Annotated in this window: 18 protein-coding genes and 2 pseudogenes; 4 read left to right on the top strand and 16 right to left on the bottom strand. The window is 49.9% G+C overall.

Going from position 1 to position 24,409, the window contains the following annotated elements:
- From Q4D85_RS13565 to Q4D85_RS13595, 7 genes and pseudogenes are all read right to left on the bottom strand, one after another.
- Window positions 1-599, bottom strand: a pseudogene (locus Q4D85_RS13565) (hypothetical protein); the annotation flags it as partial.
- A gap of 3 nt (window positions 600-602) precedes the next feature.
- Window positions 603-1,316, bottom strand: a complete 714-nt coding sequence (locus Q4D85_RS13570) for a DUF3558 family protein (RefSeq protein WP_303201213.1) — start codon at window positions 1,314-1,316, stop codon at window positions 603-605.
- Window positions 1,317-1,365: 49 nt separating this feature from the next.
- Window positions 1,366-1,569 (bottom strand): hypothetical protein, encoded by a 204-nt coding sequence (locus Q4D85_RS13575; RefSeq protein WP_303201214.1) that lies wholly within the window; start codon window positions 1,567-1,569, stop codon window positions 1,366-1,368.
- A 193-nt stretch (window positions 1,570-1,762) separates the two neighbouring features.
- On the bottom strand, window positions 1,763-3,292 hold the full coding sequence (locus Q4D85_RS13580; RefSeq protein WP_303201216.1) for an APC family permease: 1,530 nt from the start codon (window positions 3,290-3,292) through the stop codon (window positions 1,763-1,765).
- Window positions 3,289-4,128, bottom strand: coding sequence for a universal stress protein (locus Q4D85_RS13585; RefSeq protein WP_047262680.1), 840 nt, complete (start codon window positions 4,126-4,128; stop codon window positions 3,289-3,291). Before Q4D85_RS13585 ends, Q4D85_RS13580 begins: the two co-directional genes overlap by 4 nt.
- Window positions 4,125-5,495: an NAD(P)/FAD-dependent oxidoreductase gene (locus tag Q4D85_RS13590; protein ID WP_303201219.1), complete on the bottom strand. Its 1,371-nt coding sequence runs from the start codon at window positions 5,493-5,495 to the stop codon at window positions 4,125-4,127. The genes Q4D85_RS13585 and Q4D85_RS13590 overlap by 4 nt, the downstream gene beginning before the upstream one ends.
- 52 nt (window positions 5,496-5,547) lie before the next feature.
- The gene (locus Q4D85_RS13595; RefSeq protein WP_047262682.1) at window positions 5,548-6,963 is read right to left on the bottom strand and encodes a gamma-aminobutyraldehyde dehydrogenase; all 1,416 of its coding nucleotides are present in this window, start codon (window positions 6,961-6,963) and stop codon (window positions 5,548-5,550) included.
- A 315-nt stretch (window positions 6,964-7,278) separates the two neighbouring features.
- Between Q4D85_RS13595 and Q4D85_RS13600 the strand changes: the two genes are divergently transcribed.
- Window positions 7,279-7,923, top strand: coding sequence for a hypothetical protein (locus tag Q4D85_RS13600; protein WP_303201223.1), 645 nt, complete (start codon window positions 7,279-7,281; stop codon window positions 7,921-7,923).
- A gap of 115 nt (window positions 7,924-8,038) precedes the next feature.
- On the opposite strand, the gene Q4D85_RS13605 is transcribed toward Q4D85_RS13600, so the two are convergent.
- The 3 genes from Q4D85_RS13605 to lepA form a co-directional block, all read right to left on the bottom strand.
- Complete coding sequence (locus Q4D85_RS13605; RefSeq protein WP_303201224.1) at window positions 8,039-8,533, bottom strand: hypothetical protein; 495 nt, start codon at window positions 8,531-8,533, stop codon at window positions 8,039-8,041.
- Window positions 8,534-8,545: 12 nt separating this feature from the next.
- Window positions 8,546-10,711 (bottom strand): hypothetical protein, encoded by a 2,166-nt coding sequence (locus Q4D85_RS13610; RefSeq protein WP_303201225.1) that lies wholly within the window; start codon window positions 10,709-10,711, stop codon window positions 8,546-8,548.
- Between the two features lie 246 nt (window positions 10,712-10,957).
- Window positions 10,958-12,808, bottom strand: a complete 1,851-nt coding sequence (lepA, locus tag Q4D85_RS13615; protein WP_303201226.1) for a translation elongation factor 4 — start codon at window positions 12,806-12,808, stop codon at window positions 10,958-10,960.
- 454 nt (window positions 12,809-13,262) lie between these two features.
- On the opposite strand from lepA, the gene Q4D85_RS13620 reads away from it, so the two are divergent.
- Both Q4D85_RS13620 and rpsT read left to right on the top strand, forming a co-directional pair.
- Window positions 13,263-13,871 (top strand): type II toxin-antitoxin system PemK/MazF family toxin, encoded by a 609-nt coding sequence (locus Q4D85_RS13620; RefSeq protein ID WP_144414208.1) that lies wholly within the window; start codon window positions 13,263-13,265, stop codon window positions 13,869-13,871.
- 154 nt (window positions 13,872-14,025) lie between these two features.
- Window positions 14,026-14,289 (top strand): 30S ribosomal protein S20, encoded by a 264-nt coding sequence (rpsT, locus tag Q4D85_RS13625; RefSeq protein WP_047262685.1) that lies wholly within the window; start codon window positions 14,026-14,028, stop codon window positions 14,287-14,289.
- 197 nt (window positions 14,290-14,486) lie between these two features.
- Here the strand turns inward: rpsT and Q4D85_RS13630 are convergent, their stop codons facing one another.
- Both Q4D85_RS13630 and Q4D85_RS13635 read right to left on the bottom strand, forming a co-directional pair.
- Window positions 14,487-15,272, bottom strand: a complete 786-nt coding sequence (locus Q4D85_RS13630) for a lantibiotic ABC transporter permease (RefSeq protein WP_303201231.1) — start codon at window positions 15,270-15,272, stop codon at window positions 14,487-14,489.
- Window positions 15,273-15,287: 15 nt separating this feature from the next.
- Entirely contained in the window at window positions 15,288-16,163 is an 876-nt protein-coding gene (locus Q4D85_RS13635) for an ABC transporter ATP-binding protein (RefSeq protein ID WP_303201232.1), read from the bottom strand.
- Window positions 16,164-16,484: 321 nt separating this feature from the next.
- Between Q4D85_RS13635 and Q4D85_RS13640 the strand changes: the two genes are divergently transcribed.
- A complete protein-coding gene (locus Q4D85_RS13640) occupies window positions 16,485-16,772 on the top strand; it encodes a hypothetical protein (RefSeq protein WP_303201234.1) in 288 nt (95 codons plus the stop codon).
- Window positions 16,773-16,883: 111 nt separating this feature from the next.
- Here Q4D85_RS13640 and Q4D85_RS13645 read toward each other — a convergent pair whose 3' ends face one another.
- The 4 genes and pseudogenes from Q4D85_RS13645 to lanM all read right to left on the bottom strand — a co-directional run.
- A complete protein-coding gene (locus Q4D85_RS13645) occupies window positions 16,884-17,144 on the bottom strand; it encodes an integrase core domain-containing protein (RefSeq protein ID WP_303201236.1) in 261 nt (86 codons plus the stop codon).
- A 69-nt stretch (window positions 17,145-17,213) separates the two neighbouring features.
- Window positions 17,214-18,529 (bottom strand): annotated as a pseudogene (locus tag Q4D85_RS13650) (IS256 family transposase); the annotation flags it as partial.
- Window positions 18,530-19,601: 1,072 nt separating this feature from the next.
- Window positions 19,602-21,653: a peptidase domain-containing ABC transporter gene (locus tag Q4D85_RS13655; RefSeq protein ID WP_303201238.1), complete on the bottom strand. Its 2,052-nt coding sequence runs from the start codon at window positions 21,651-21,653 to the stop codon at window positions 19,602-19,604.
- Window positions 21,654-21,703: 50 nt separating this feature from the next.
- The coding region (gene lanM / locus Q4D85_RS13660) for a type 2 lanthipeptide synthetase LanM (RefSeq protein ID WP_303201240.1) at window positions 21,704-24,409 on the bottom strand (2,706 nt) is incomplete at its 5' end.

Consider the following 24,409-nt stretch of genomic DNA (forward strand, 5'->3'; position numbering starts at 1 on the left):
TTCATCCCCGCGGTTGCCCGCAACGCCGCAATCCCCTGATTCTGCGACGACAACTGTCCGGCGATGCTATCCAACTGCGCTGCAATACTCGTTGCATACGTCGCCATCGACTGCCAATCCGCGGCAGCTTGGGCAGCCTGACCCGACTGTGTCGCACCCAACTGTGCGACTAACGTTTCCAACGACACTGATGGAACCGGGGTAGGTGGCAGGAATGGGAAATCCGCAAACGACGCCGCCGGTTTCGACGCAAACTCCGCAATATCATGCTCAAACGTCCCACCCGAATCCGCGGTATCCAACCCACGCGAAAGCGCGAGATCATGACCAGTAAACGCCATGTGGTTTAACCGGAGATTCATCCCCAACCACTCAACCAAATCCTGAAAGCTCACCAACACATCGTTGGCACTTCCTAACCCACCCTGGATCACCTGAGCATGATTGACTCCTAATTCGTGTAACCCAGACAATGGTGAAAATGATCCGCTTAACGTATTTCGAAGCGTCACATGATAGATAGACAATGCATCGGTTTGGGCAGATTTAATGCCATCAAATGCACTTTTAAATGACGGCGAGTTAATCAACATGGACATTGATTATCCTTTCAGAGCAAAGATTTTCTGCAACATATCTACTGCTTCCTGACAGGATTTTTCAGGCGTCAACCCAAAAATCAAACGCGACCCCAACGTAGAAATACTTATCCGCCCGCGGTTGGTAGAAACCGCAACTGTGCAAGTCAATTCAGGATCACGGTCAGATAATTTATGCGCGTACCAGTGTTCGGGTAGCGGCACTAAAGGTGTGTCCACGACAAGCCCCAATGACTCAATATGTTCATAAGTAACGACATCAGTTGAGATCGTAAAACCAAGGTCATTGCCAGAAATATCAATTGGTTTCAGACTACAAACCGCGAAATCGTTTCTACTCATATAGGACTCTTCCGAGACAGCTAACCCAAATTGCTCATATTGCTCTTTGGTTACTTCCCCGCAGGGATCAAAAACCGCGAAATTAGGGTCGCTTGGGTCAAACGTACCGGTACCTACCTCCAACACCTCACCGAGCGTTTTCGGTTGATCCGCCTGCGATGACGCTGCCTGTTGGTGGGATTGCGACTGGTTTTTGGCAGCCAAGTACTGAGCAAAAGGTGCAGATAACCCGCAGCCAGAAAGCAGAAAGACACAACACACCACAGTCGCTATCAAGACGCGGTGCGCTGAACGAGCTGTCATCTGATTAGGCATAGTCCTGGCATGCATTGACATTTTCTTGACCATTTCCTCAAAACCGCCTTTCAACGCCACTGACAACCAGTGTAAAACCAAAAAGACAACGTGCTCTATACAGTTAGACTCACTCACGACCCCAACCGGTTCCATAAAAAATACCGCCACCCCCAAACGGGTAAACCCCCGCCACCCCATCAAGTCGGAGAATCCACCCACCCGGCACCAAAACCCCAGGAAAGTACCGGGCTACCGCCCACAATCCCCGACTTCCAGAAAACCGGCACAACAACCCCAACCCACACGCCACGCTGGCGGCGTCGACAAGCACCCACGTAATTCTTCAAGTCGGAGATTTACGCCCACCCGGCACTAAACCCCAGGACCGAACCAACCGCCACCCTGCAATCCCCGACTTCTAGCAAACCGGCATAAATAACCGCCATGTATGTGCACAGGAAAACCCGCCGCACCAAAGCATTTGCTGTGGTGAAGCGGGTGGTGGGGCGTCGAAAAGCTTGGGGCTAATCCAGGTCGAAGACGGAATCGACGCTGATGAGTGGATCGCCGGGTTTGCCCTTTGTCAAAGTCTCGCCCCTAAAGAAGGCTGGGTTGCGCCACCATGTGATCGCAAGCGCGACCACGCCCAGCACCAGCACCGCAGCGCCGAGAATGAACACCAGGCCTACCCCGAATAGCGAACTTCCGGAGCCGTAGGACGGGTCCATGGCGTCGTAGGAAGTTTGGAAGAAGAACACCAGCAAAAGCGTTCCGCCGATGAGTGGGGCGAAGAAGCGGTTGAATGCGTGGCTGATGGAGTCGAAGGCGTCGTGGCGGAAGTACCACACGCAGGCGAAAGCTGTGATTCCGTAGTAGAAACACACCATCATGCCCAGTGCCGTAATGGTGTCCCATAAAACCGCTTCGCTAAGCACGCGCATGATCGCATAGAACACAAACGACACCGCCGCGGACACAATTGTGGCGAAGCCAGGCGACTGGAACCGGGGTGTGATCGAGGCGAATCGTTTCGGCAGTGCGCCGTAATAGCCCATGGCCAGCATCGTGCGGGCGGGGCCAATGACGGTTGATTGCAGCGACGCCGCAGAGGACCCTAGTACCGCGATCGACATGACGATTGCCAGTGGCCCTAAGACGGGGCCGGATAATGCGGCGAAAATGTTTTCCTGAATGTCGGGGTTGCCCAGGCCGTACTGACCGTCGCTGGTGCCCGCGAAACCGATCATCGAAAACGCGATGAGCTGGTATAAGGTCACGATCATCACGATGGTTAAGGTCGCGGCTTTGCCGGGGGTGGCATGGGAACCTTTCGTTTCCTCTGTCATGGTTAGAACGACGTCCCAACCCCAGTAAATAAACACCGATAGCGAAACGCCAGCGGCGAATGCGGAGAAGCTTTCCACGCCGAATGGGTTAAGCCATTCCCAGCTGTATGGGGTTGCGTCGAAGGCTTGGCCGTTAGCGGTTTTCCACATCGCCACCACGCTAAAGAGAACCAACACTGCGATTTGAAAGCCCACCAGGACGTATTGCACAAATTTGGTGGTGTCCAATCCCCGGTAGGAAATGGCGGTGGCAATGGTGATCATCACAAAGCAGGTTGCGATGTTGATGGGAACGTTGCGGGTGAGCTCCGCGACCTCAGGGTTACCGGTGATCTGGGCCAGGAGGAGATAGAAGAAGTCCACCGCGATACCGGCGAGGTTGCTTAGCACCAAAATGGTGGCGGCTAACAGTCCCCACCCGCCGAGCCAGCCGACGATCGGGCCGAAGGCGCGGGTTGCCCAGGTGAAGGTGGTACCAGAATCCGGCATGGATTGATTTAGTTCCTTGTAGCCCATGGCTACCAGAAGCATCGGGATAAAACTCACCAGGAAGATGGCGGGAATGTATTCCCCGACGACGCTTGCAGTTGGGCCTAGTCCACCGGATAACGTGTAAGCGGGCGCAATACAACTCATGCCGATGACGGCGGCACTGATAAGGCCCACCCGGCCAGCACTTAGGCCTTTGCCATGCATTTTGTCACTCATGTGACCACCTGCCTCATGTGGTATTCGCGGGGTACTACAACTAATGGGATGCTCAATGTCTTTAACAACCGCATAGCTACCGAACCTGCGAAAACTGTTTGTTTTTCTGCCACCCGGGAGCTACCGACAAACATGAGATCACCGGGGTTCCAGGCAACGCTGGAGAGATTGCTGGCGGAAACTTCGATATCAAATTCTGGTGCGGGTTCGTCTTTTATTACCCGTGCGACCACTGCGTGTGCATTGTCGATTGCTCGTTGCTGAGCATCAACACCTTCTTCTTCAGACATCAATGCGACTAGCCGCAGCGGTAGTTGTGCTCGTTTCGACAGCACAATTCCGGTTTCCACCAGGCTTCCGGCCCCAGGTCGGGTACCAACAGCACAGTTAATCCGATTGATAGGGGTGCTGAGGTACCCGCGTGGTGATAACGCTATAGGTACTGTGGCGCCGAAAAGCAGGTCTTGGGCGATGGTTCCTAGTCGGTGGCGCTTAAATGGGCTTGACGACGCCCCACCAACCACAATCATTTCCGCAGCCATATCCTTTGCTGCGCGGCTGAGACCTTCTGCGGTGGAGGTTCCGGAATAGACATGCGCACGCGCTTTGATGTCTTCAGGAATTTGATCCAATGCCCCGTGCAACCAGCGAAACGCCTGGTTGAGCAATACATCGTCGACGGTGCCAGTTGGCGGATATTCGTGACTGAAAATATCATGTCGGCGCAGAACCAATACAATTTCGAGGTCGATGTTCATCGCTCGGGCAATATCAATGCCAAGGTTGATTGCATCTATTCCTTGGGGTGTGGCTTCGTAGCCTACGACGCATTTCACCGCGACTCCCCCAACAACTTCGCAATGTCTTTAGCCACTTTCTGCCCCATTCGGATGGCACCATCAACATGCTGATAGCCTTCGCCCGCAATATCGGAACAAGCGAAGTGGATTGGGCCCACCGGGTCGGTGTTGTACTTACCCCACCGGCTTAATCCACCAAGGTCATAGGAGGCAGCGTAGGCGCCCCGAGTCCATTCCTCCGCGCCCCAATCGGATTCGTAGTAGGCAACCGGCTCTAAAGTTTCTGGGCCGAGGAATTCCGCCATTGCTGTCAGAATCTTCTTCTTGCGTTCCTCCGCAGAAATCTCAAACATGGCGTCGGCGTTCTCGTCCGAGACGAAGCCCACCAGGGTGCCGCGCTCGTCGCCGTAATTGGTGTTGTCATAAATCTCCTGCACCAGGTTTCCGGCGGCGAAGCAGGTACCCGATAGACCCTTGTCCCGCCAGAATGGCCGATCATAGGTGGCGTGCACTTTGATAACCAAGCCCATCGACTGGTGCTGGTGCATCACGTGCTGCAGCCGTGGCATTTCCGGCACATAGGAAATCCGGTGATACAGGGTCGGTGGAACTGCCAGGACGGCAAATCGTGCCTGAATTTCCACACCATTATCGGCAAGCACAGTCACACCAGAATCGGAATATTCAATGGTGCGCACCGGCGCGGCCAAGGTGATGTTGTCCTCACCGATTTTCTCCGCCAGCTTTAACGACACCATTTGCATGCCGCCGACCACGCGGGCGTCAAGAATGAAGTCTTCGTCCACCAGATTGGAGAAGCTTCCTGCAGACGCAGCCATGTGCAGGGCTTGCAGCGCGGAAAAAGCGTGGGCGGGTTTGGTCAACATACCGCCAGCGATAAACAAGCCGATGTTGTTACGGGCCTCTTCGTCGTCGCAAAGCGTCTCTAACCAGTGCTTAAAGCTAACAGTGTCCAGTTCACGGGCTCGTGGATGATCCCATGGTCGTGCGGGGTCCATCTCGGCGACCAATTCATCCATCATGGAAATGAGCCGCGCCATCTCCGCCTGGGTTGATTCGCTGCATGGGAACATCTCACCGGTGTAGCGAGAAACTGTGCCATCTGGCGCCATGTAGAGGCTTTCGCCTTCCCGGTAGCGCTGGTAGGTTTCCAAGTCCAGCTCGTCAAGCAGTTCGATCAATACGGTCTGATCTGGTGAAACCCACTGTCCGCCGATTTCGTACCAAGCACCGTTCATCACGTCGGAGCGGGTGCGGCCGCCAACTCGGTCGCGCGCTTCGACAACCTGTACGCTGTATCCTTGTTCTTTCAGCCGCAGCGCCGCCATTAATCCCGCTGGTCCGGCACCAATAACGACGACATCTTTTTCAATAACGCCCATTTTTGTTCCTTAATCTTCTTTCAACCGTGTGTCCGCTACGCCAAACGTGCTGTTAGTGCGCGGCCATGACGTGCTTGATGCGGGTGTACTCTTCGACGGAATACAGCGACATGTCCTTGCCGTATCCGGAATCCTTGAATCCGCCGTGCGGCATTTCCGCGATGAGCGGAATGTGGGAATTGATCCATACACAGCCGAAATCCAATTCGCGGCTAGCCCGCAACGTGGTGGCGTGGTCGGTGGACCAGATGGAAGCAGATAGGCCGTAGCTGACGTCGTTGCCCATTTCCAATGCCTGGTCAACAGTGTCGAAGGTTTGCACAGTAATGATGGGCCCGAAAGTTTCTTCCTGAATTGCCTTGTCGGTCTGCTTCAACCCAGTGATCACGGTTGGCTCTAGGTAGAATCCAACGTCACCGATCCGATTGCCACCAGTAACAATTTGAGCGTGTTCTGGCAGGTCAGCTAGAACCTGACATACTTTGTCGAAGTGCTTGCGGTTATTGAGCGCCCCATAGAACGCATCTTCGTCGTCTGGTTTGCCGGGCTTGAGTTTCTTCATTTCCGCCACCAACTTCTCGGTGAATTCGTCGGCAACACTAGCGTCAACCAGAACCCGCGTCGCTGCGGTGCAGTCCTGGCCCGCATTGAACAGCCCCGCAATGGCAATTCCTTCTGCTGCCTTGTCTAACTCGGCATCTGCGCACACGATAACCGGCGCTTTTCCGCCCAGCTCTAAATGGGAACGCTTTAAGTTTTCGCCCGCCGAGCGCCCCACGGCCCGACCCGCCGGAACGGAACCAGTAATGGACACCATCACGACATCTGGGTGTGCGACCAATGCTGCGCCGGTGCTAGCATCACCCAAAACGATATTGACAACCCCTGGCGGCAAAACCTCAGCGATAAGTTCTGCAAGTTTCAGCGTCGATGACGGCGTTGTATCTGATGGCTTGAGTACCGTAGTGTTGCCAGCGGCGAGTGCCGGGCCAATCTTCCAAATAGCCATCATGAGCGGGTAATTCCATGGCGTGACCTGGGCGACTACACCGATAGGTTCCCGCCTAATGCTTGAGGTAAACCCTTCCAGGTACTCACCGGTGGCCATGCCATTAAGCACACGGGCACAACCTGCGAAAAATCGCATCTGGTCCGCACTTGGAATGCACTCCTCCGACACAACGAGGTGTTTAATTTGGCCGGTTTCTTTCACCTGTGCATCAGCCAATTCTTCGGCATGTTCTTCGATCTTCTCCGCCAGTTCAAGCAGATACTTTTGCCGCTGGCCGGGGGTAAGGTCGCGCCACGCTGGGAACGCCCGCTTCGCGGCGGCCACTGCGGCATCAATGTCTTTTTGATTAGATACAGGGCTGGTGGCGATGACTTCCTCGGTGACCGGACTTACCAGGTCAATGCTGTCAGCCGAATCAGAAACAACGAATTCATTATCAATAAAATTCTTATACATATTGTGCACAACTCCTTCATCCAGTGGCGCAATCAGTCGAAGATTTTTCGACCAAGCACCATAAAAATGTGATGTAGATCAATATTGGCCGCCATGCCACCAGGCAACCACGGACATAGCGTATATTCCTGCAAAAATAATTATCCCAGACGTATAAAATCCCAGCGCAGTTCAAGTAAGCCCACGCTAACCTGTCACCTCAAGCAATCACCCCCACCCCACCCTTTTCAAACAGCTTTTCGACGCTGTCACGTCGCCATATCAGCACCGTTTCCTATAATCCCGACGCCTACCCCAACCATCAAAGGAGAGCCAATGGCAACTCGCCCCGTTTTCGTATCCCACACCGCCGACAACCCCTGCCTAGAAATCACCACCGAATTCCAGTGGTTCCCCGGATTCTCACTCGCCCAGAAACAGCGCAGCATAACCAGCCTGCACGAAAGCTTCACCGCCGCCCACCCCGGTCACACACTCCTTGAGATTTCCAGCAAATCCCCCAACCCCCTCGGCGTTAAACTCAGCGCATTTAACCTCACCCTGACCCACAACAACCACACCATGAGCGTTGAAGCCGCATTCCAGGGCTCCAAAGTCTTTGCCTCCGCTGGCCCATTCACCGAAATCTATGAACTTAGTGCCCGGGAAGCCAAGCGGTTCCCACAATTAAAAGAAAGCGACTCTCTTACCCATTTCAATTTCTTCGGCAGTCACTTCCCCCATACCCCCACCACGTTCTTCTACGACTACCTCTACATAACCGCACTGCATTCCCACCCCGACCTCGCCGAAAAGGTACAAAGCTTCACCGCTTTCACCGACATCGAATTCAACCCCGCCAAGCAACTCAATTGCCAAGCCCGCTCCGCCGCTACCTACGTCGCGCTTTGCACCCACAAGCTTGTCGACGACGCACTTTCATCATCGGAGATGTTTAAAGAAATTGTTTATCAGCGCTGATTCAATGCCCCGCCCACCGAAATTATTTCAGCTATTAATTTGCCCATATTGAAATTTTTATAGCACATAAATCTCGATATGGGCATTCTTTCTATGGTTGGGGCATCGAAGACTTTTACCTAGAAAACCAGATGTATAGAACGACAACTGATAATACAGTAACCGCTGATAATGAGAGTGTGCACGCAGTAAACAAGCGGGTTGGTTGGAACTTGCCAGTGTAGCTCTCTTTAGTTCGCAGCGTGGGTGATTGTCCCATATTTTCTCTTAAAAACGGCATAAAATCCATTAACCGCAGTGGCAACTTATAGCCACCAAGACGTATCCAAGACGAGAGGAAAACCATGATGACTACTATGAACGTTACCGTTATTGCGAGTGGTATTTTGTTTGGTTCGAGCCAGAATGAAGGAAATAGCGAAATATTAATAGCTATTGAGAAAATCACCCCCCATAGGAGCAATGTGGTGAGTTCAAATATGAAATACCAACCGCCGTAGGGGTTGTTCTTCAGCTCTTTCTCCCGATATTTGTCAAGAATGTATGAATAGAACAACACTGGGGACAAGCCAAGAAGCATTATCGCAAGTTGTAAAATTTGACCATCCACTAGTTTCTCATTTCAGTTATTTGCAACCCCTGTCCGGTTGTTGTCAATTCTCTCTCCGATTTCATGCCCACCAATTTTTCCCACCTCTGATGCCGCTATTGCACCTGCGATACCCCCAATGGCCGATCCAACGGGGCCGCCGCCAAAGAACCCAACAACGGCTCCGCCGGCAACCCCTCCTAGCATGCCCCCTCCAGCCGATCCAGCTGCTTCAGACACAGGCACCGCACTGCCTGACTGGTAAGTTTGATATCCTCCGATACCTACATTCACTGCATCTCCTAATAGTCCTAGCCTGTGGAGGTATTTTGTTGCTTTCGAGACTTCATCGGCATTCTCAGATGCGGCGATTCCACTGGAATTTGGGTCTATTTTAGGAGTTGTTTCCATGCCTGCGGCTGCGCCGCCTGCTGCTGTTGCGGCTGGGTTAGCGTATTTCCAGGCTGTTTCCGGGGTGATTCGTGGTCGTGGTTGTGTTGGTGGTTCTGGGAGTTGGTAGGTGGTTACTGGGCTTAGTGGTGTGTCTTGCACACTCACGATGTTACCCAGCAGGTTCTGCCAGGTCGCAGCGAGCGGTATTTCTGGTTGGATAGCATTAAGCCCCCGCCCCGCCCTGATCCCCTTCATGCTATCAGGGTTTTTACCCGGGTAAGTATTTTCGATCACCATACCATTTGAGTACGTAATCTGCTGCGTGGTGATATTCGTTACCGGATCCCACCGCTCATAGGTCTGATACGGCTGCAGAATTGACCCATGCGGTGGGCGAGGAAAAACCTTTTCATACTCACCATCAGGGGTGTCAAATATTACCACACCGTCAGCCGGATACAGCCCAACACGTACCCGTGACTGTTCACCGACAGCAACAGGGATTCCATGTGGATTAAATTGGTACAGGTTTCCCAACGGGCTGGCATGGGATTGCCGTAGTCTAACGTCCATCCCGACCAAACGATCAGCAGGCAGAGCGATAATTCTTGAGCTCACCCCGTCCGGTATCGGTAGCTGCCCATTAGCCATAAGATATGCCTCGGTGTTGGTTTTCCTGATGGTGTTCCGCCGAAGAGTTCTCGGATCATCGACTATCCCTGTTCGCATCATCCGCATATCCGCTATTAATTGTCCCGCAGGTACCATCATCCCAAGGCTTGGATCATAAATATCGTGCCATAACACATCCTCATACGCATCCACACCAGGAGTAAGCGGCTGCTTCATATACTCAGCAGGCATAACATCATCTGCAGGGTGGTCAAGAATACTGCGAAACATTCCCCGCATCATGGTTGTGATCGGATCAAACAGTGATGTTGAATACTGGTCATGCTCGGCATACAACCTCGCAAACATGACTGCTTGACGGCCGACACGTTCGATATCTTCCATCAGTTTTGCTGCCGCGTACTTCCACGTTAAGCGGGTATCGTCCACCGCTTGGGTGATAACATCGCCGGAAATCTCATCCGCACCCACCAAAGAAGTAATCTGATTCATCCCCGATGCCACCAGCTCTGCTACCTGATCTGCTGTGTCGGCCAGTGCCTCTAATTCCCACACAACCACCTGAAAATACGACGACAACCCCGAAGGATCCACACACGCTATCGCACCCTGGCTACTATCGGTAACCACACTGGTCACCTGACCAGCAGCCCGGGTAGTTACCTCCAGCAACTCTGCCTTAATTGCATCGGCACCTGTAAGGCATGCTTCCCACTCGGCTACCGCTTGGGTGTAGGTTACTTCGCACATCTTAAGATTCGCCTGCGCCACACTAATAGCTGCAGCATTACCTGTTGATATCGCAAGCGCAAGGTGTGCTTCAGCAGCATTCACCGCTTCAGCTGCCGTATTCACCGCTGCGTGGCACCCCATGCCGGTAAACCGCTGCGCCTCCATCTTCGTTTTAGCATCCCCCAAACCAGCCGCATACGTACGAATCCCGGCATACACCTGCTCGCCTACACCGGAGGCAACCTGTAACTGCGACGGCACCGCTTCGCCAACATGTTGGTTAAACGCCTCACCTTCACTACCGACAAAACCATACGGTTGCGCCCCCACCAACAATGATGCGCCCCGATCACAGTCATCGGAAAAATCCAGCCACTGCTGCGCACAGGAGATCACCGCCTGCTCATCACCACCGATATAAAACCGAGGCTTGTCAAACACACTAAAACCTGGCAACAAAACAGCAGGCACACCCAACCCCTAACAAACTCACATAAACAACAATCAATAGCAACCAAGCTATAAGAACCACCACACCGTGCACAACAACCCCTACCCCCACATAAGGGAAAAGTTAAGCCACGCCGCCCATGAGCGACGTGGCTATTCGTGCCGGACCACAGAAGTGCAAACTCTGGCCAACGTAGCATTTGGATAAGCTGCGGCGACCAAACTCAGATGAAGATTCTACTTCTCATCATCCGTAGACAGCGCTGCAACGAATGCTTCCTGCGGTACGGATACGGAGCCGAGGGCTTTCATGCGCTTCTTGCCTTCTTTCTGCTTTTCCAGCAGCTTGCGCTTACGGGAGATGTCGCCGCCGTAGCATTTAGCGGTGACGTCTTTACGCATGGCGCGAATGTTCTCGCGGGCGATCACTTTGGAGCCGATGGCTGCCTGGATCGGCACCTCGAATTGCTGGCGTGGGATCAGCTCTTTGAGCTTCTTGGTCATCTTGTTGCCGTACCACTGGGCGGAGTCGCGGTGAACGATGGCAGAGAACGCATCTACCGGGTCGCCGTTGAGCAGGATATCCACCTTGACCAGGTTGGCTTCTTGTTCACCGGCGTCCTCATAGTTGAGGGAGGCGTAGCCTTTGGTGCGGGATTTCAAGGCGTCGAAGAAGTCGAAGATGATTTCGCCGAGCGGCATGGTGTAGCGCAGTTCGACACGGTCTTCAGAAAGGTAGTCCATGCCGCCCATCTGGCCGCGTTTGGATTGGCAAAGTTCCATGGTTGTGCCGACGAATTCACTGGGGACGATGATGGTGGTTTTCACCACTGGTTCCCATACTTCGCGCAGTTTGCCGCCGGGCCAGTCGGAGGGGTTGTGCACGTGGATTTCTTCCCCGCCTTCGGTGACTACCCGGTAAGAGACAGATGGCGCGGTGGAAATGAGATCGAGGCCGAATTCGCGTTCCAGCCGGTCGCGGGTGATTTCCATGTGGAGCAGGCCGAGGAAGCCGCACCGGAAGCCAAAGCCGAGGGCGACGGAGGTTTCCGGTTCCCAGGACAGGGAGGCGTCGTTAAGCTGTAGTTTTTCTAGGGCCTCCCGCAGGTCCGGGAAGTCAGCTTGGGAGATCGGGAATAGGCCGGAGTACACCATCGGCTTGGGGTCTTCGTAGCCTTGGAGGGGTTCCTCAGCGCCCTTGACTGCCCAGGTGACGGTGTCGCCGACTTTGGATTGCCGCACGTCTTTCACGCCGGTAATCAGGTAGCCCACTTCGCCAGGGCCAAGTCCGTCGCATTTCTTGGCGGTTGGCGAGACGATGCCGATTTCCAGTAGTTCGTGTACCGCGCCGGAGCTCATCATTTTGATTTTCTGGCGTGGGGTGAGTTTGCCGTCGATCATACGGATATAGGTGACTACGCCGCGATAGGTGTCGTAGACGGAGTCGAAAATCATGGCACGCGCCGGCGCGTCGATAGGCTTATCGGTGGTTGGTGGGGGCACTAGTTCGGCTACCTTATCAAGGAGTAATTCCACACCTTCGCCGGTTTTGCCGGATACCCGCAGTACTTCTTCGGGTTCGCAGCCGATGATGTGGGCGATTTCGAGAGCGTATTTCTCCGGGTCGGCGGCAGGCAGGTCGATTTTATTAAGGACCGGGATGATCTCCAGGTCGTTTTCCATCGCAAGGTAGAGGTTGGCAAGTGTTTGGGCTTCGATGCCTTGGGCGGCGTCGACAAGCAAAATTGCGCCTTCGCAGGCTTCGAGCGCGCGGGAGACCTCATAGGTGAAGTCGACGTGGCCGGGGGTGTCGATCATTTGCATGACGATTTCCTCGCCAGCGTGTGGGCCGGTGCGGGGAACCCACGGTAAGCGCACGTTTTGGGCTTTGATGGTAATGCCGCGTTCGCGCTCAATATCCATATTGTCCAAGTACTGATCGCGCATGTCGCGGGCATCGACGACGTTCGAGAACTGGAGGATGCGGTCCGCCAGTGTCGATTTGCCGTGGTCAATGTGCGCGATGATGCAGAAGTTACGGATTTGGGAAAGATCCGTAAACGTCTTTTCCGCGAAATTCTTGGGCATTATCTTGCTGTCTCCCTTTCTTGTTTAATCCCCCTCACATTACCGCATTGTGGTGTGTTTTCTTAGTCCGGTGTTTGCGCTGCTATCGCTTGTCGACGCTTGCCGGTTAGCAACGTGTCACCGCCGTCATTAAAGCACTGTTGCCGTCACTTACCCCCAGATAGGTGAGAAAGTTAACTAAAACGGAAAACAACAGACCTTGAGGTGACACTTTTACGCTGGGTGCAATCCCGTTTCGCACAGGAGCTAGATTCACCCCCGTTGCCCAAACGTTATTAATTTAACCGCATGACAACCTTAAGATTTTCTGCAATGATTGTGTACAGGTACACCAGTTTTAGCAACGGGCTGTAACGCTCAAGGTGATGTGACCGGATAGCCCTATAGATAAAGGTTCGCCTTTCCGCATGCCGGAATGAACACTAGTGGGACAGATGTGACTAGAGTGATGAGTATGAGTCTCCGCAGGGACGCCAAACCCGCAACGACGCCGACCGCTGGCCGCCCCTCCCGCGCGCCCAAACCCACCGGCTTTCTTAATAAGATGCTGCGCTGGTTCAAGCGTGACCACAATGACCCCCTTGATGAGGGACTCACCATGTTGTATTCCCGGCTGGGACTACACGAAACCACCGTACCCACCGATATTCGTCAAGAAAACTTCGCCGAGTTCACCGTCTGCCCCGCCGCAGCCTGCCCCCGTAGTCTTTTTTACGCCCCAAATATGGACGGCCATGTCGACCCCGGCGAGATCGTGTGGTTCTGGGTCGCACCGGACGATCAAACCGGATCGCTGATCGAACGCGCCTTGGTCGTCGTTGGTCGCCACGGAGATATGATCATCGGGCTACTCACCTCCCCCAATCCCAGCCATGCGGATTCCACAAACTGGCTCGACATCGGCGCGGGCCCGTGGGACGATGCTGGACGGCAATCCTGGGTACGGCTGGATAAAGTGATTAAAGTCCCGGAAACCGCTATTCGACGCCAAGGGGCCGTCATTCCGGAACATCGGTTCAATCGCATTGCCAATCGGCTGCGCTCCGACCACGGTTGGGCTTAGCACTTCATTCGTGCTAGAGTTTTTCCTCGTTGTCCAATACAACAGCACCTAGATGATCTTTAACCACACAACCAGGACCTTGGGGTTGTTACCCGGTTGGATTTCACACCAAAATCTAGGTGGTCTTTTGCTACAAGATTAAGAGGTAATTGTCATGGCAAATATCAAGTCTCAAAAAAAGCGCGTCCTCACCAACGAAAAGCGTCGTCAGCGCAATCAAGCTGTTCGTTCCGCTGTCCGCACCGAGATCCGCAAGTTCCGCGAACTCGTTGCCGAAGGTGACAAGGCTGCCGCTGAGGCACAGCTGCGGGTAGCTTCCCGCGCACTGGATAAGTCCGTCACCAAGGGCGTCTTCCACCGCAACAACGCTGCGAACAAGAAGTCCAAGATGGCTAACGCCCTGAACAAGATGGCTTAACACTTTTAAGCTTTTCATCTAAAAACTCGCCACCCGCATATGCCGCGAAGTGGCGAGTTTTTACTATTGACCTTGCGGTTTTGTTCGACTTGTGTAGCCTAGATGCGTTTTATCCCAGTAGCAACAGCCTTCGCCCGTTCGGCGTTCGCTAGGTTGCTGATGGCATCAAATGCGAGTTCGGTGGAATTCTTCTACCCCTACACCACTTTTCGCCGAAGCATGATGGCGCCCATTGTGATAGCAACTATTGGGTACGCCGCTGCGGCAAAATACAACAACGGATAATTGAGCTGTGGAACCATCTGCGGATCCTGGGTGATGAGATAGCCAAAAACGTTATTGGGAAGCCATTTACTAATGAGCCGCGAAATTTCCAACGGAATCAAACCAAACACAATTGGAGCAATGAGGCTGATGGCAATATACGACCCCAAAGCTGAAGCAGAATGCCGGAAAATAAAAGCCAGCCCGGCTGCAAAAAGACCGCTACAAGCTAAATCGAAATTTCCTACAACGATTTGCCGCCACACGGTTACATCAGTAAGCGAAATCGAATAGGGGCTGCCATTCCGCAGTAGCATGTCTTCCAACGGGACTAACGCGATCAGCAGTACAGTAAACGCTGCCATTGCAAAGACCAGCGGCCACACCAATTTTGCAAGCACAAATTTAATTGGGCGTTGCGTAGCACCGTATGTGGTGTAAATGAATCCAGAACTCCATTCAGTGCAAATAAAGACAATAAATGCTGCGCCAAAAAATATCTGTGCAAAGGAAAAACCAAAGTTAGAGATCTCGTAAAGAAACGACGAGTCTTTGAGCGGCTCCCCCTTGGAATACGACGAGCTCACACTATAGGCTACAGCCAGCGCGATTCCGCCCATAATTAGCAAACCAACATAAATCAACCACCGTACAGAAGGAGAACCGATGAAGTTATGAAGCTGAATCCGAAGCTGAGCGAATTTTTTCTCGCTTTTCAAATGCATGTTAACCCCTTATTTGGTTTCGTTTAAAGATAAGTACAGCTGTTCCAACGAGGAACGTGACTGGCTTAGATGAGTCACCACAAAATTTTCAGCATGCAACAACCTGCCGAGCGCTTTCGGATCAGCATCAGCCACGTGGATCACACCATCACAGTCAGTGGCATGTTTATAACCTTTGGCAGTGAGAACGGCACTTAACCGATTATCATCAGTCGTAGAGACAGCGGAACCTTCCTGCGCATGGAAATCAGTCATATTCCCTGACCAAATGGTGGATCCGCCTTTAATCACCACGACTTCATCAGCTATCACTTCGACTTCGGCCAACGTATGAGATGACAGTAAAATTCCGCCGCCTTCATCGCGATAGCGCTGGAAAAATTCCCGTAACCAGATAATCCCATCTGGGTCCAACCCGTTCATAGGCTCGTCAAGGATCAAATAGTCGGGGTGTGCTATCAAAGCCAAGGCCAGGTTGAGCCGTTGCTTCATTCCTAGCGAAAACGTTTTTACTCTCCGCGACCCGGCATGCGTTAACCCCACCATGTCCAGGGTCTTATCCAGCTGAGATCGTGGAACGTTATACGCCGAACCTAACGCGAGTAACGCCCTCAACGCAGTGAGTTCGCCGTTAACGCCTTGCCTATCAAGCAGCGTCCCCATCCTCGACCACGGACTCTCAAGGTGACCTGCTTGGACGCCGTCAATCAGACACCGGCCAGAATCAGGTTTTTCCAGACCGGCGATCATCCTTAGCGTCGTTGACTTCCCAGAACCATTCGGACCAACAAAGCCCACAATGGTTCCTGGTTTAACCGAAAATTTAACATCTTTAACGGCTACTTGGGCACCGTATGTCTTTTGTAGTGACTCGACAGTTATCATTTTCCCTCCAAAATATTGCCGAAAATTCCCTTTCATAATCGGGTAGATACTCACACAATCTAAAAACGACGATATGCCTGCCTCTCATGATTAGAAATCGATCAAAACCTGAATCACTTCAAGCCTATGGCAAATGTGATAAACCCACATCCACCCGCAGTAGCACATTCTTAGGTCTTACATGAATTAGCGCTTTTGGTGTGTTGCTTTTCGTGTTGATATTGTGCGCTGGCTAACGGGCTCTTCCGGTTTTAGAGTGCGTTGATTTTGTTTGAACCGTACTGGGTTTGTGATAGGGCATGATGAACCTAGGAGGTTTTTATGCCGAAGTCGGTTTTTGATCAGGAGTTAAAGGATCGGGCGATACGGATGTATCACCAAGAGTTGGCTATTGAAGGTCAAAGTAAAATTGGTGCTTGCCATGTCGTTGGGGCAACGTTGGGGATCAGTCCGTCGATGCTGCAGTCGTGGATGCGCAAAGTAGAGTTGAATCAAGCTGCTGCCCATAGCGTCTCAGAAGGTGAGAAGGATCGGGAGTTAGCTGCACTTCGGAAAGAGAATGCGCAGTTGAAAGAAGCTAATGAGAGGGATTGCTGTAGTTTTGGGTGACATTCGGATTGGCTAGTTCTGTTTAGCTTTGGAAGGATGTTTATTTATGGCTAAGCGTTTTCCTCGGGAGTTTCGTGTGGGGTGTGTCAAATTTTGTTGTCGGTAGAACCCTTATTTTGTGTGTTTGGGGGTTAGGCGGCTTGGTGGGTGGAGGAATTGTTTCATTGCTTGTGCTGGGATCATTGTGGTGGTGGAGTGGATTCTTCGGCGGTTGTAGTAGGCTTCGATCCACTGTCTGGTTTCTACTTTGGCTTGTAGTTTCGTTTCAAAACTCTTCCGGTGGTAGAACATGTGTAGTTTGTATGTTGAGAAAAATGATTCTGCCACTGCGTTATCCCAGCACACACCAGCATCGCCTACGGATAATCTCACGTTAATTTTACGGGCGTACTCGGTAAATTCCTGTGAGGTGTATTGACTACCTCGGTCGGAATGAGCGTGTCAAGTTGTGTGTGGGGTGTGGTTGGTTATAGGTACTTGTGCGAATCGGTCGGGGTAGACTACTGCCATGTGGTTGATTGTTTGTTTCCAGTTAGCTACTCGTCCTCCTTCTACAATCCTGCCTGAAGTAGCAGCTGCTCGTTTTCCTTCTTTGGCCCGTTTTCGTGTGCGTTTGTCTTCTTGTGTTGCAGATCATTAACCATAAGGTCTTAATTGCGGACTCATCATTAGTAAATTGCACACGGTTGCGGGTGGCTTTCCTTAAGTTCATTATTCAGCGATTCAATGGAATTGGTGGTGTAGATAACCTTCCGGGTTGCTGGTGGGAACTGCAGGAATGGGACGAATCTTTCCCATGCGTCTTCCCAGACTTTGACTGATTGTGGGTATTTGTGCCCCAAGTCTGATGCGGCGAAATCATCCAAAGCTTTTTTAGCTTCTTCCTCATCGGTTGCGGTGTAGACGTCTTTTAACGCTGCACTTACCTGTTTGCGGTCTTTATATGTCACCTATCTGTTCGCTGCTCGAATCAGGTGGACAACGAAAGGCTTTGCACCATCGCATGTGGCCATGTTGCTTGCGCAGCCATGTCCAGGCCTTTTTAAGGTCGTCACAGCAGACGATGAATACGTCCTTATATCCCCACGGTTAGCACGATAGGGGGCAGGCATGTGCTTAAGTAAGGATGCGCCTTCTTGTTTTTACGATCCATATCCCCAGGACATGTGTTTGATACCGTCCATATCCACACCAACTACCCATGGTAGGCGGATGTAGTGACTACCCGACCCCCGTCTAAGGACTTTGATCCGGATAGCATCCAGGAAGATCACGGGGTAGAACTCGTCTAGCTGGCGGTTGTGCCATACCATCACTTCATCTCACACCGCATCAGTAATCGCAGAGATCGTTTCAGGAGAAATATCCATCCCAATACTTGACGCTAGGTGATGCTGGATGTCGCGAATAGTCATCCCACCTGCGTACAGGCTGATGATCATCTCACTCACGATCAGTAAGCCTGCGCGTTCCTTTGTAGAACCATCATAGGGGTAAACGACCCTTCACGATCACGTGGAACCGCAAATTGTGACAGGACCATACATTCGAGTCCAGGGTTTTAGGATATGACCCATTTATGGTAGTTACTGCTAGCCGAAGCGTTTGTGCCTTCCCGGTCGCCGTGCTCATAACCTAAATGAGCATCCAATTTAAGCATTCAAACCACGGGTAATCGATGCCTGTAACATTCCCCTAACGAGGTCATTCGCGTCATGAGTGGACGTACCCAACTCATCAATCAACTTCGCGATCTTAAGGGTTAACCAGTAGCTTCTTTACCAGTTGCATCAACTGTGGCCTTATCAGCCGAAACGCTTACGTGCCACACTGGTCATTCTGGCTTATTTCCTCACGTGAGTCGAACCCTCACACACAGACCATTAGACACTCTCCAGCGTCATGATCAACCGGTAAGAACTCACGGTCGGCGCCTTTCTATGTAACACACGCAACCGGGTTGCTGCGCGATACTACAAGGCAACATCACTACCAATGAAAACGCTACACGATCGTTACCACGCCGCTACGAATTACGCGTTCGCAACACGATATGTACCAACTACATCATAAGTAGATAAAATATCCATGATGGTCCTTTCGGATTTCATCAAGCCTTCCTTAACCGTTGAGAAGAACAAATTGCTTACATCAACTCAACCATCAAGGAAGGCTCTAATTATTTAACTTCCATACATGCACACACCCCCATCCCCGTGCAAAAACATTGCGCACACCGTTCAAAATAACCTGTCGCTTAACATTTAGCGGAAACAACTTTCAGTGCCTCATGGATATAGCGATAACCTGTGGGTTGTGAAACACGTGCATCACGAGCGATAGTAGCGATACTGGTTGCGTCATACAGCCAGCGTAGAAGCATGATTGCCTGCACCCAACAGGTTGCGGCACGTTGATACAACCGACGATCATTGTGTTTGCGGTGGGCTTGAAGCCATGCACTGATGGTACGTGCAGTAGAAATTGGGACGAAAAAGTGTGGCACAATAGCGAAGCACGCGGTGTTCCTTTCAGTTTGTTTTCCTTTTTCAAAAACCATTCTGAGCTAAAACCCCGCGTGCTTTTGCTATGACGCACCCACAAAACCCCTAAAACCGCTGGTCAACGTTTCATACGCATTTTCCTGGTGAGAAAACCTCAATGTGTTACCTGGTGGTATGAAACCAGACTCCACAAAAACCTAGGCAACCGCACACCAGTCGAGATCGAAACGGCATATTGGAACACCAACCACCAACAAGAAATAATAGAAAACAAGGCAAACGCCTAGGAACAACACCCGGGGCAGTTCAATTCCCGCCCAAAGAATTATTGCCGGTATGCGTTAAAAATATTATAAAATTCTCCTCTGCGATTCATTAAATATTCAAAGGATCCGGATTCGATAATACTTCCATCTTTCATTACTAGTATTCGATCAAAATCCTGAATAACTTCAAGCCGATGCGTGACTGTGATAAAGGCACATCCCATATGCCGCAGCACATCATAAAGTTTTGCTTCTGTTCGTTGATCTAATGCGGAAGTAGCCTCGTCCAAAATTAGAAGTTTAGGAGCACTTAAAAAACAGCGTGCGATAGCAATACGTTGGCGTTGCCCCCCAGAAATGTTTTGTCCACCATTTGTTAAAAAAGTATCTAGCCCCTGAGGAAACTCTTCACCGGAAAAGTCAAATTGTGCTCTCCTTAAAGCCGTGAGTAATTCTTCATCGGGGATTGACCTATCCCAAGTCAAATTATCGCGAAGGGTCGCATTTCGCAGGGAAGCATCCTGGGGGACGTAGGCCACATTATGGTAGAAATCCGATTGATCTATCTCTTTTATGCTTAACCCTTGCACACGCACAACCCCTGACGTTGGATTTAGTAAACCTCCAAAGAGTCTTGCAAGAGACGATTTCCCACATCCAGTCTCACCAACGATTGCCAAATGTTCACCTTGTTCAATGCTCGTTGAAATATCCTTGAGCGCTAATCGGCTAAACGTACCGAAGCTCAAGGAAGCTTTCTCCACAGAAACAGGAAAATTAAACTTACACTTTGCGTCAGGTGCAAAAATTGGATCCTCAGTTTTGACAATGATGTCTTCAATCCTTCGAACCGCAGCATTTGTTTCACCAAGTCTACTTCCAAAATCAACGAAGACTGTCAACTGAGATATAAAAATGGTACTGAGCAACTGAGTTTTTAAGGCAAAAGCGATATTGTTTCCGAAAGTTGATTGGGAATATGCAACTAGAAACACTGCGATCGGCATGAAACTTTGTAACGACATCACGAAGGAAGTCACTATCCCATTCAGAATTGACCGTTTGCGATCTAGTAAAAAAACTCTTTCGTTGTTCTTTCTCCATTGCTCAAATGTGATTTTCTCTAAACCTGATGATTTAACTACATCGATTGATGTAATTGAATCCACAAGTTGTGCATTTGCAAGAGATTCATATTCGTTAATCGCTTCCGAAAGACGATTTGTTTTAACCCTAATATATTCAAAAATCAAAAAATAGCTTAGTGCTGCTATTATTAGCATCGTAAATATAATTGGACTTGATGTAATGAGCCAAACCAAAGAGACAGCAGCCATCGCAAACGCAACAAGAAGCTTCGGAAACCAAACCGTTGCAAAATTTTCTAGATTTTTAACTAACGACATTCGATAGAGTAATTCTCCTTGTGATCTGACAAGGAAATACGTGATTGGGGAATTCAGCAGTGAGTGGTAAATCTTTTCCGATAGAACCCTCCCAATCCGTGATGCCGAGAAAGAAGTCACGACCACATTCATTGCCTGGACTAGAAAAAATCCAATAATTACTCCAAAAAGTGCCACCCACGCCCAGTTATATGCACCGACCTTATATAATGAGAGTATTTTAGAAGTTAAATCAGGGACATAGAGTGTGACCAGACCAACAAGCAAAGCACCCAAAAAAAGCGGTAGAAACGTTTTATATGTTCCTCGGAGAAGCGCTAAAACTGACCTCCACGAGTTTTCATCTTGTTGCTCATCACCAATGAAATCTCTCGCTTCTCCCACCGGACATAGGCATAGCTCAGCAAAGTGTTTTTTAAATTCCTCGTTAGATACCCATCGATAGCCACTTGCTGGATCAATCACCCGGCACCGATGGTTCTCCACGCGAGTTAGCAATACATAGTGATTTGGAGACCAGGCAACAATGGCAGGGAGACTAAGTTTACTCAAACAGCTAAAGGAACACCGGAAAGCCTTAGTCGCGAGCCCAGATTGCTGCAATATGTAGATCAGTTGCTTCACTGATAAACCATCACGTCCAGGCACAAATTTTGTTCTCAGATGTCTAAGTGATTTTCTACATCCGTACGATTGGAGTAACATGTGTGCACATGCAATGCCACAATCAGACTGGGATACTTGATAACTAACTTTTATTCGAGCCACAATGGTGACCTAATTTCAATTTCGGGAAACATTTTGTGCAACGCATAGAAGCAAGCCCCACTAGTTCCAGCAAATAAGCTATGAGACACCGAGGACCGCGATAACGATCCAAGGTACTTGGGGAAAGATTCTTCTAACCAACTACATCCGGCCATGTGACATTCTTTTTCCAAAATTTCATCTTTCAGCAATTCAGCAATATGTTCAAGCACCCATAAATTCCCAATATCTCCATGACACAGTGTCGGATTGCCACCAAAGGTATTTGCTTTCACTTCGTCGACTAGCTGCGCAATAATCGAAGTCAGGTTAAAATCTAGCTCATATCTACTTGAGTGTACTTGAGCCAACGCAAGCAATATACCTGGCGTACCTGAACACCAACCCCTTCCTGGTTGTTGGAAGTCTCCACTAATATTCCATAGTCCGTGTTCTGAAGACCTAATCGATAGCAACCCTTTGAGCATTGAATTGATAAGTTCGTTAATTTCAGGACTTTCAGGTAGCGAAGTGCTCAAGCTTGCTAAAACTCCGAGATAACCTGAAAGACCGTGTGCATACCCTGTCTGCAAACTCCAACTTGGTAATTGATCGGAAAGCCCACGAATTTTATTAAGAAAGTCTTTTAATAAATTCGTTTCTTCTAACACGCCCAATCGATCGGAAAGCAAGACCACACCAGATAACCCACTAATAAAATCTAGATCAGGTGTACTTAAGGACAAGATCCGCGCTGATGCATCCTTCAAACGTTCGCACCCATGATAATCCCCAATTCCATAATAATAGGTGTGCAGTGCCCACAGCGTAGACTGATATCCCGAAATTGCGCCGTAGTTTAGGTACTTTAGACTTTCAACTTCTATTCTTTCAATATAACGGTAAAGTTTACTGAAATACTCGGCAACTTTTTCTTCTGCCTTATAGTCGGTGATTCCTAGTTTTGCTGCAGTTCCGAGTGTCAGCGCAATGCCAGACGATCCGGCGTAAATATCGGGCGTGAGTTCATCCACATACCAATATTGGTGTGCATGAGAGCTCAAACATGCACCGACCCAAGTTGGGGCAACGTCATTGCTTGGTGCAAAATACCCGAGCTCTAAATCCTTTATCCCGTTTTCAAGTGCTATTTTGCTGAAATTGTCGCTACTTTCTTTTACGCTTTCGGAAAAAACAAAACCAGTTATGTTACTTTCTTCAGAATAATAAGGAGCAAAAGTTATCTTTATAAGCCAACATTCCAAAAGTAAGTCAGAAAAACTAAGACTTGATAAACGTTTTTGCGCCGATTCTATTGGTGAAATTTTGAAAAAATCCGGACATAAAGGAGCTCCGTCACCCGCAATTTCAGTACTGTTAACTTTTACAGTAAATCTAGGTACATTATTTTCGGACATTGCACGAAGTTCATACCTAAGTATAGAGGAATCCAGTTCAGTTCTTCCAATAAAACTTCTACAAAATCCCCCTAAGAAATAATCTGATCGGGTTAAACATTCTTGATTAAATGCAAGATGCATCGCATTTTTATAACGAATAGTATCCTGCAAAACAACACGGATTGATGCTGACGAGAAGCATAGCTTGATCACACTTAAGACTTCTTCACGTTTTTCCAATATAGACAACATCGTATTGCAATATGCATTACAGATGTTCTCTAGTAATTTTTCCCCAATAGATTCATTGCAGGGTTCTGGTTCAAGGAAACGTGCGACATCAGCGTATTCAACTCGCATTTCGTTGGTAAACGGCGCATGAACAATCAATTGCCTTTCCCGAACAGTACTAGAATTCCGACGACCAAGTACTCCAATATCTATAAAGGATTCACCCCCCTTTTTAGGAATCACTAACGGGGAGGGAAACAACCCACTATTTGTAATTAGAGAAGAAAGAAAATCATAGATTGGTTCAATAGAAAATTGAGAATTTGCCATTCCTGCAGATAAAATAGTCTCAGTATCCACTAATACCGGAATTCCATTTTGAAACCGAACGTTCTCGAAGTGAACATCGGAAACTGAGAGAGTTTTTAGCACTGCCGCAAATTCCCCTAGCGCATTTGGATTAGAAAATCGTGTCAGCGCATCATCTCCGATGTGCATTGCCCAACCATACTTACCTTTATCGATAACTGGGCATGCCTTTAATTCTTTCAATCCAATTAGTTCCGAAAGGATTTCAATAAAACGAAAATATCCAACATCTGTTTGCAGAGAATGAGGTTTATACAAAACTCGATGCCCATTTTCGAATTCGACCAATGCGACCGTTTTCCCAGAATGAGAATCCCCTAGATTTAACTTAATGTCTTTAATTCTCTCACGAGATGATATCCCCCATTCTTCTAGCATTATGCGATCAGATTGTAGATTAGAAAGAAGTTCACGAAAATAAGAAAGTTGTGAATTAGCTACCTTTTGAGCAGAGAATGTGGCAACTTTATATTGCGAGACAAAATCATGCAGAGACGCACTTAGATTAGCGGCTGCTTCATCGTACCCAGGTTTCTCACCTTCTTTAACACTAGAATAGAAATTACTTTCCACATAAGCCAACTGTGCGCGAAGGAGAATCTGTTGAAGCTCCACCAACAGCTTTTCAATGAATGACTTCAACAAATTATTAGTAGCATACTGAGGTTTTCTCACCAGAGCTTCTTGTGGTTGAGGCGTAGGACAACAAGTGCG

It is taken from the genome of Corynebacterium sp. (genome assembly GCF_030532965.1).
In the GTDB taxonomy this organism is placed as follows: Bacteria; Actinomycetota; Actinomycetes; order Mycobacteriales; family Mycobacteriaceae; genus Corynebacterium.

Coding starts and splice junctions, on each gene's coding strand:
- Q4D85_RS13580 (WP_303201216.1), bottom strand. CDS start 3,292: ATGAGTGACAAAATGCATGGCAAAGGCCTAAGTGCTGGCCGGGTGGGC.
- Q4D85_RS13590 (WP_303201219.1), bottom strand. CDS start 5,495: ATGGGCGTTATTGAAAAAGATGTCGTCGTTATTGGTGCCGGACCAGCG.
- Q4D85_RS13595 (WP_047262682.1), bottom strand. CDS start 6,963: ATGTATAAGAATTTTATTGATAATGAATTCGTTGTTTCTGATTCGGCT.
- Q4D85_RS13600 (WP_303201223.1), top strand. CDS start 7,279: ATGGCAACTCGCCCCGTTTTCGTATCCCACACCGCCGACAACCCCTGC.
- lepA (WP_303201226.1), bottom strand. CDS start 12,808: ATGCCCAAGAATTTCGCGGAAAAGACGTTTACGGATCTTTCCCAAATC.
- Q4D85_RS13620 (WP_144414208.1), top strand. CDS start 13,263: ATGAGTCTCCGCAGGGACGCCAAACCCGCAACGACGCCGACCGCTGGC.
- rpsT (WP_047262685.1), top strand. CDS start 14,026: ATGGCAAATATCAAGTCTCAAAAAAAGCGCGTCCTCACCAACGAAAAG.
- Q4D85_RS13635 (WP_303201232.1), bottom strand. CDS start 16,163: ATGATAACTGTCGAGTCACTACAAAAGACATACGGTGCCCAAGTAGCC.
- Q4D85_RS13640 (WP_303201234.1), top strand. CDS start 16,485: ATGCCGAAGTCGGTTTTTGATCAGGAGTTAAAGGATCGGGCGATACGG.
- Q4D85_RS13655 (WP_303201238.1), bottom strand. CDS start 21,653: ATGTTACTCCAATCGTACGGATGTAGAAAATCACTTAGACATCTGAGA.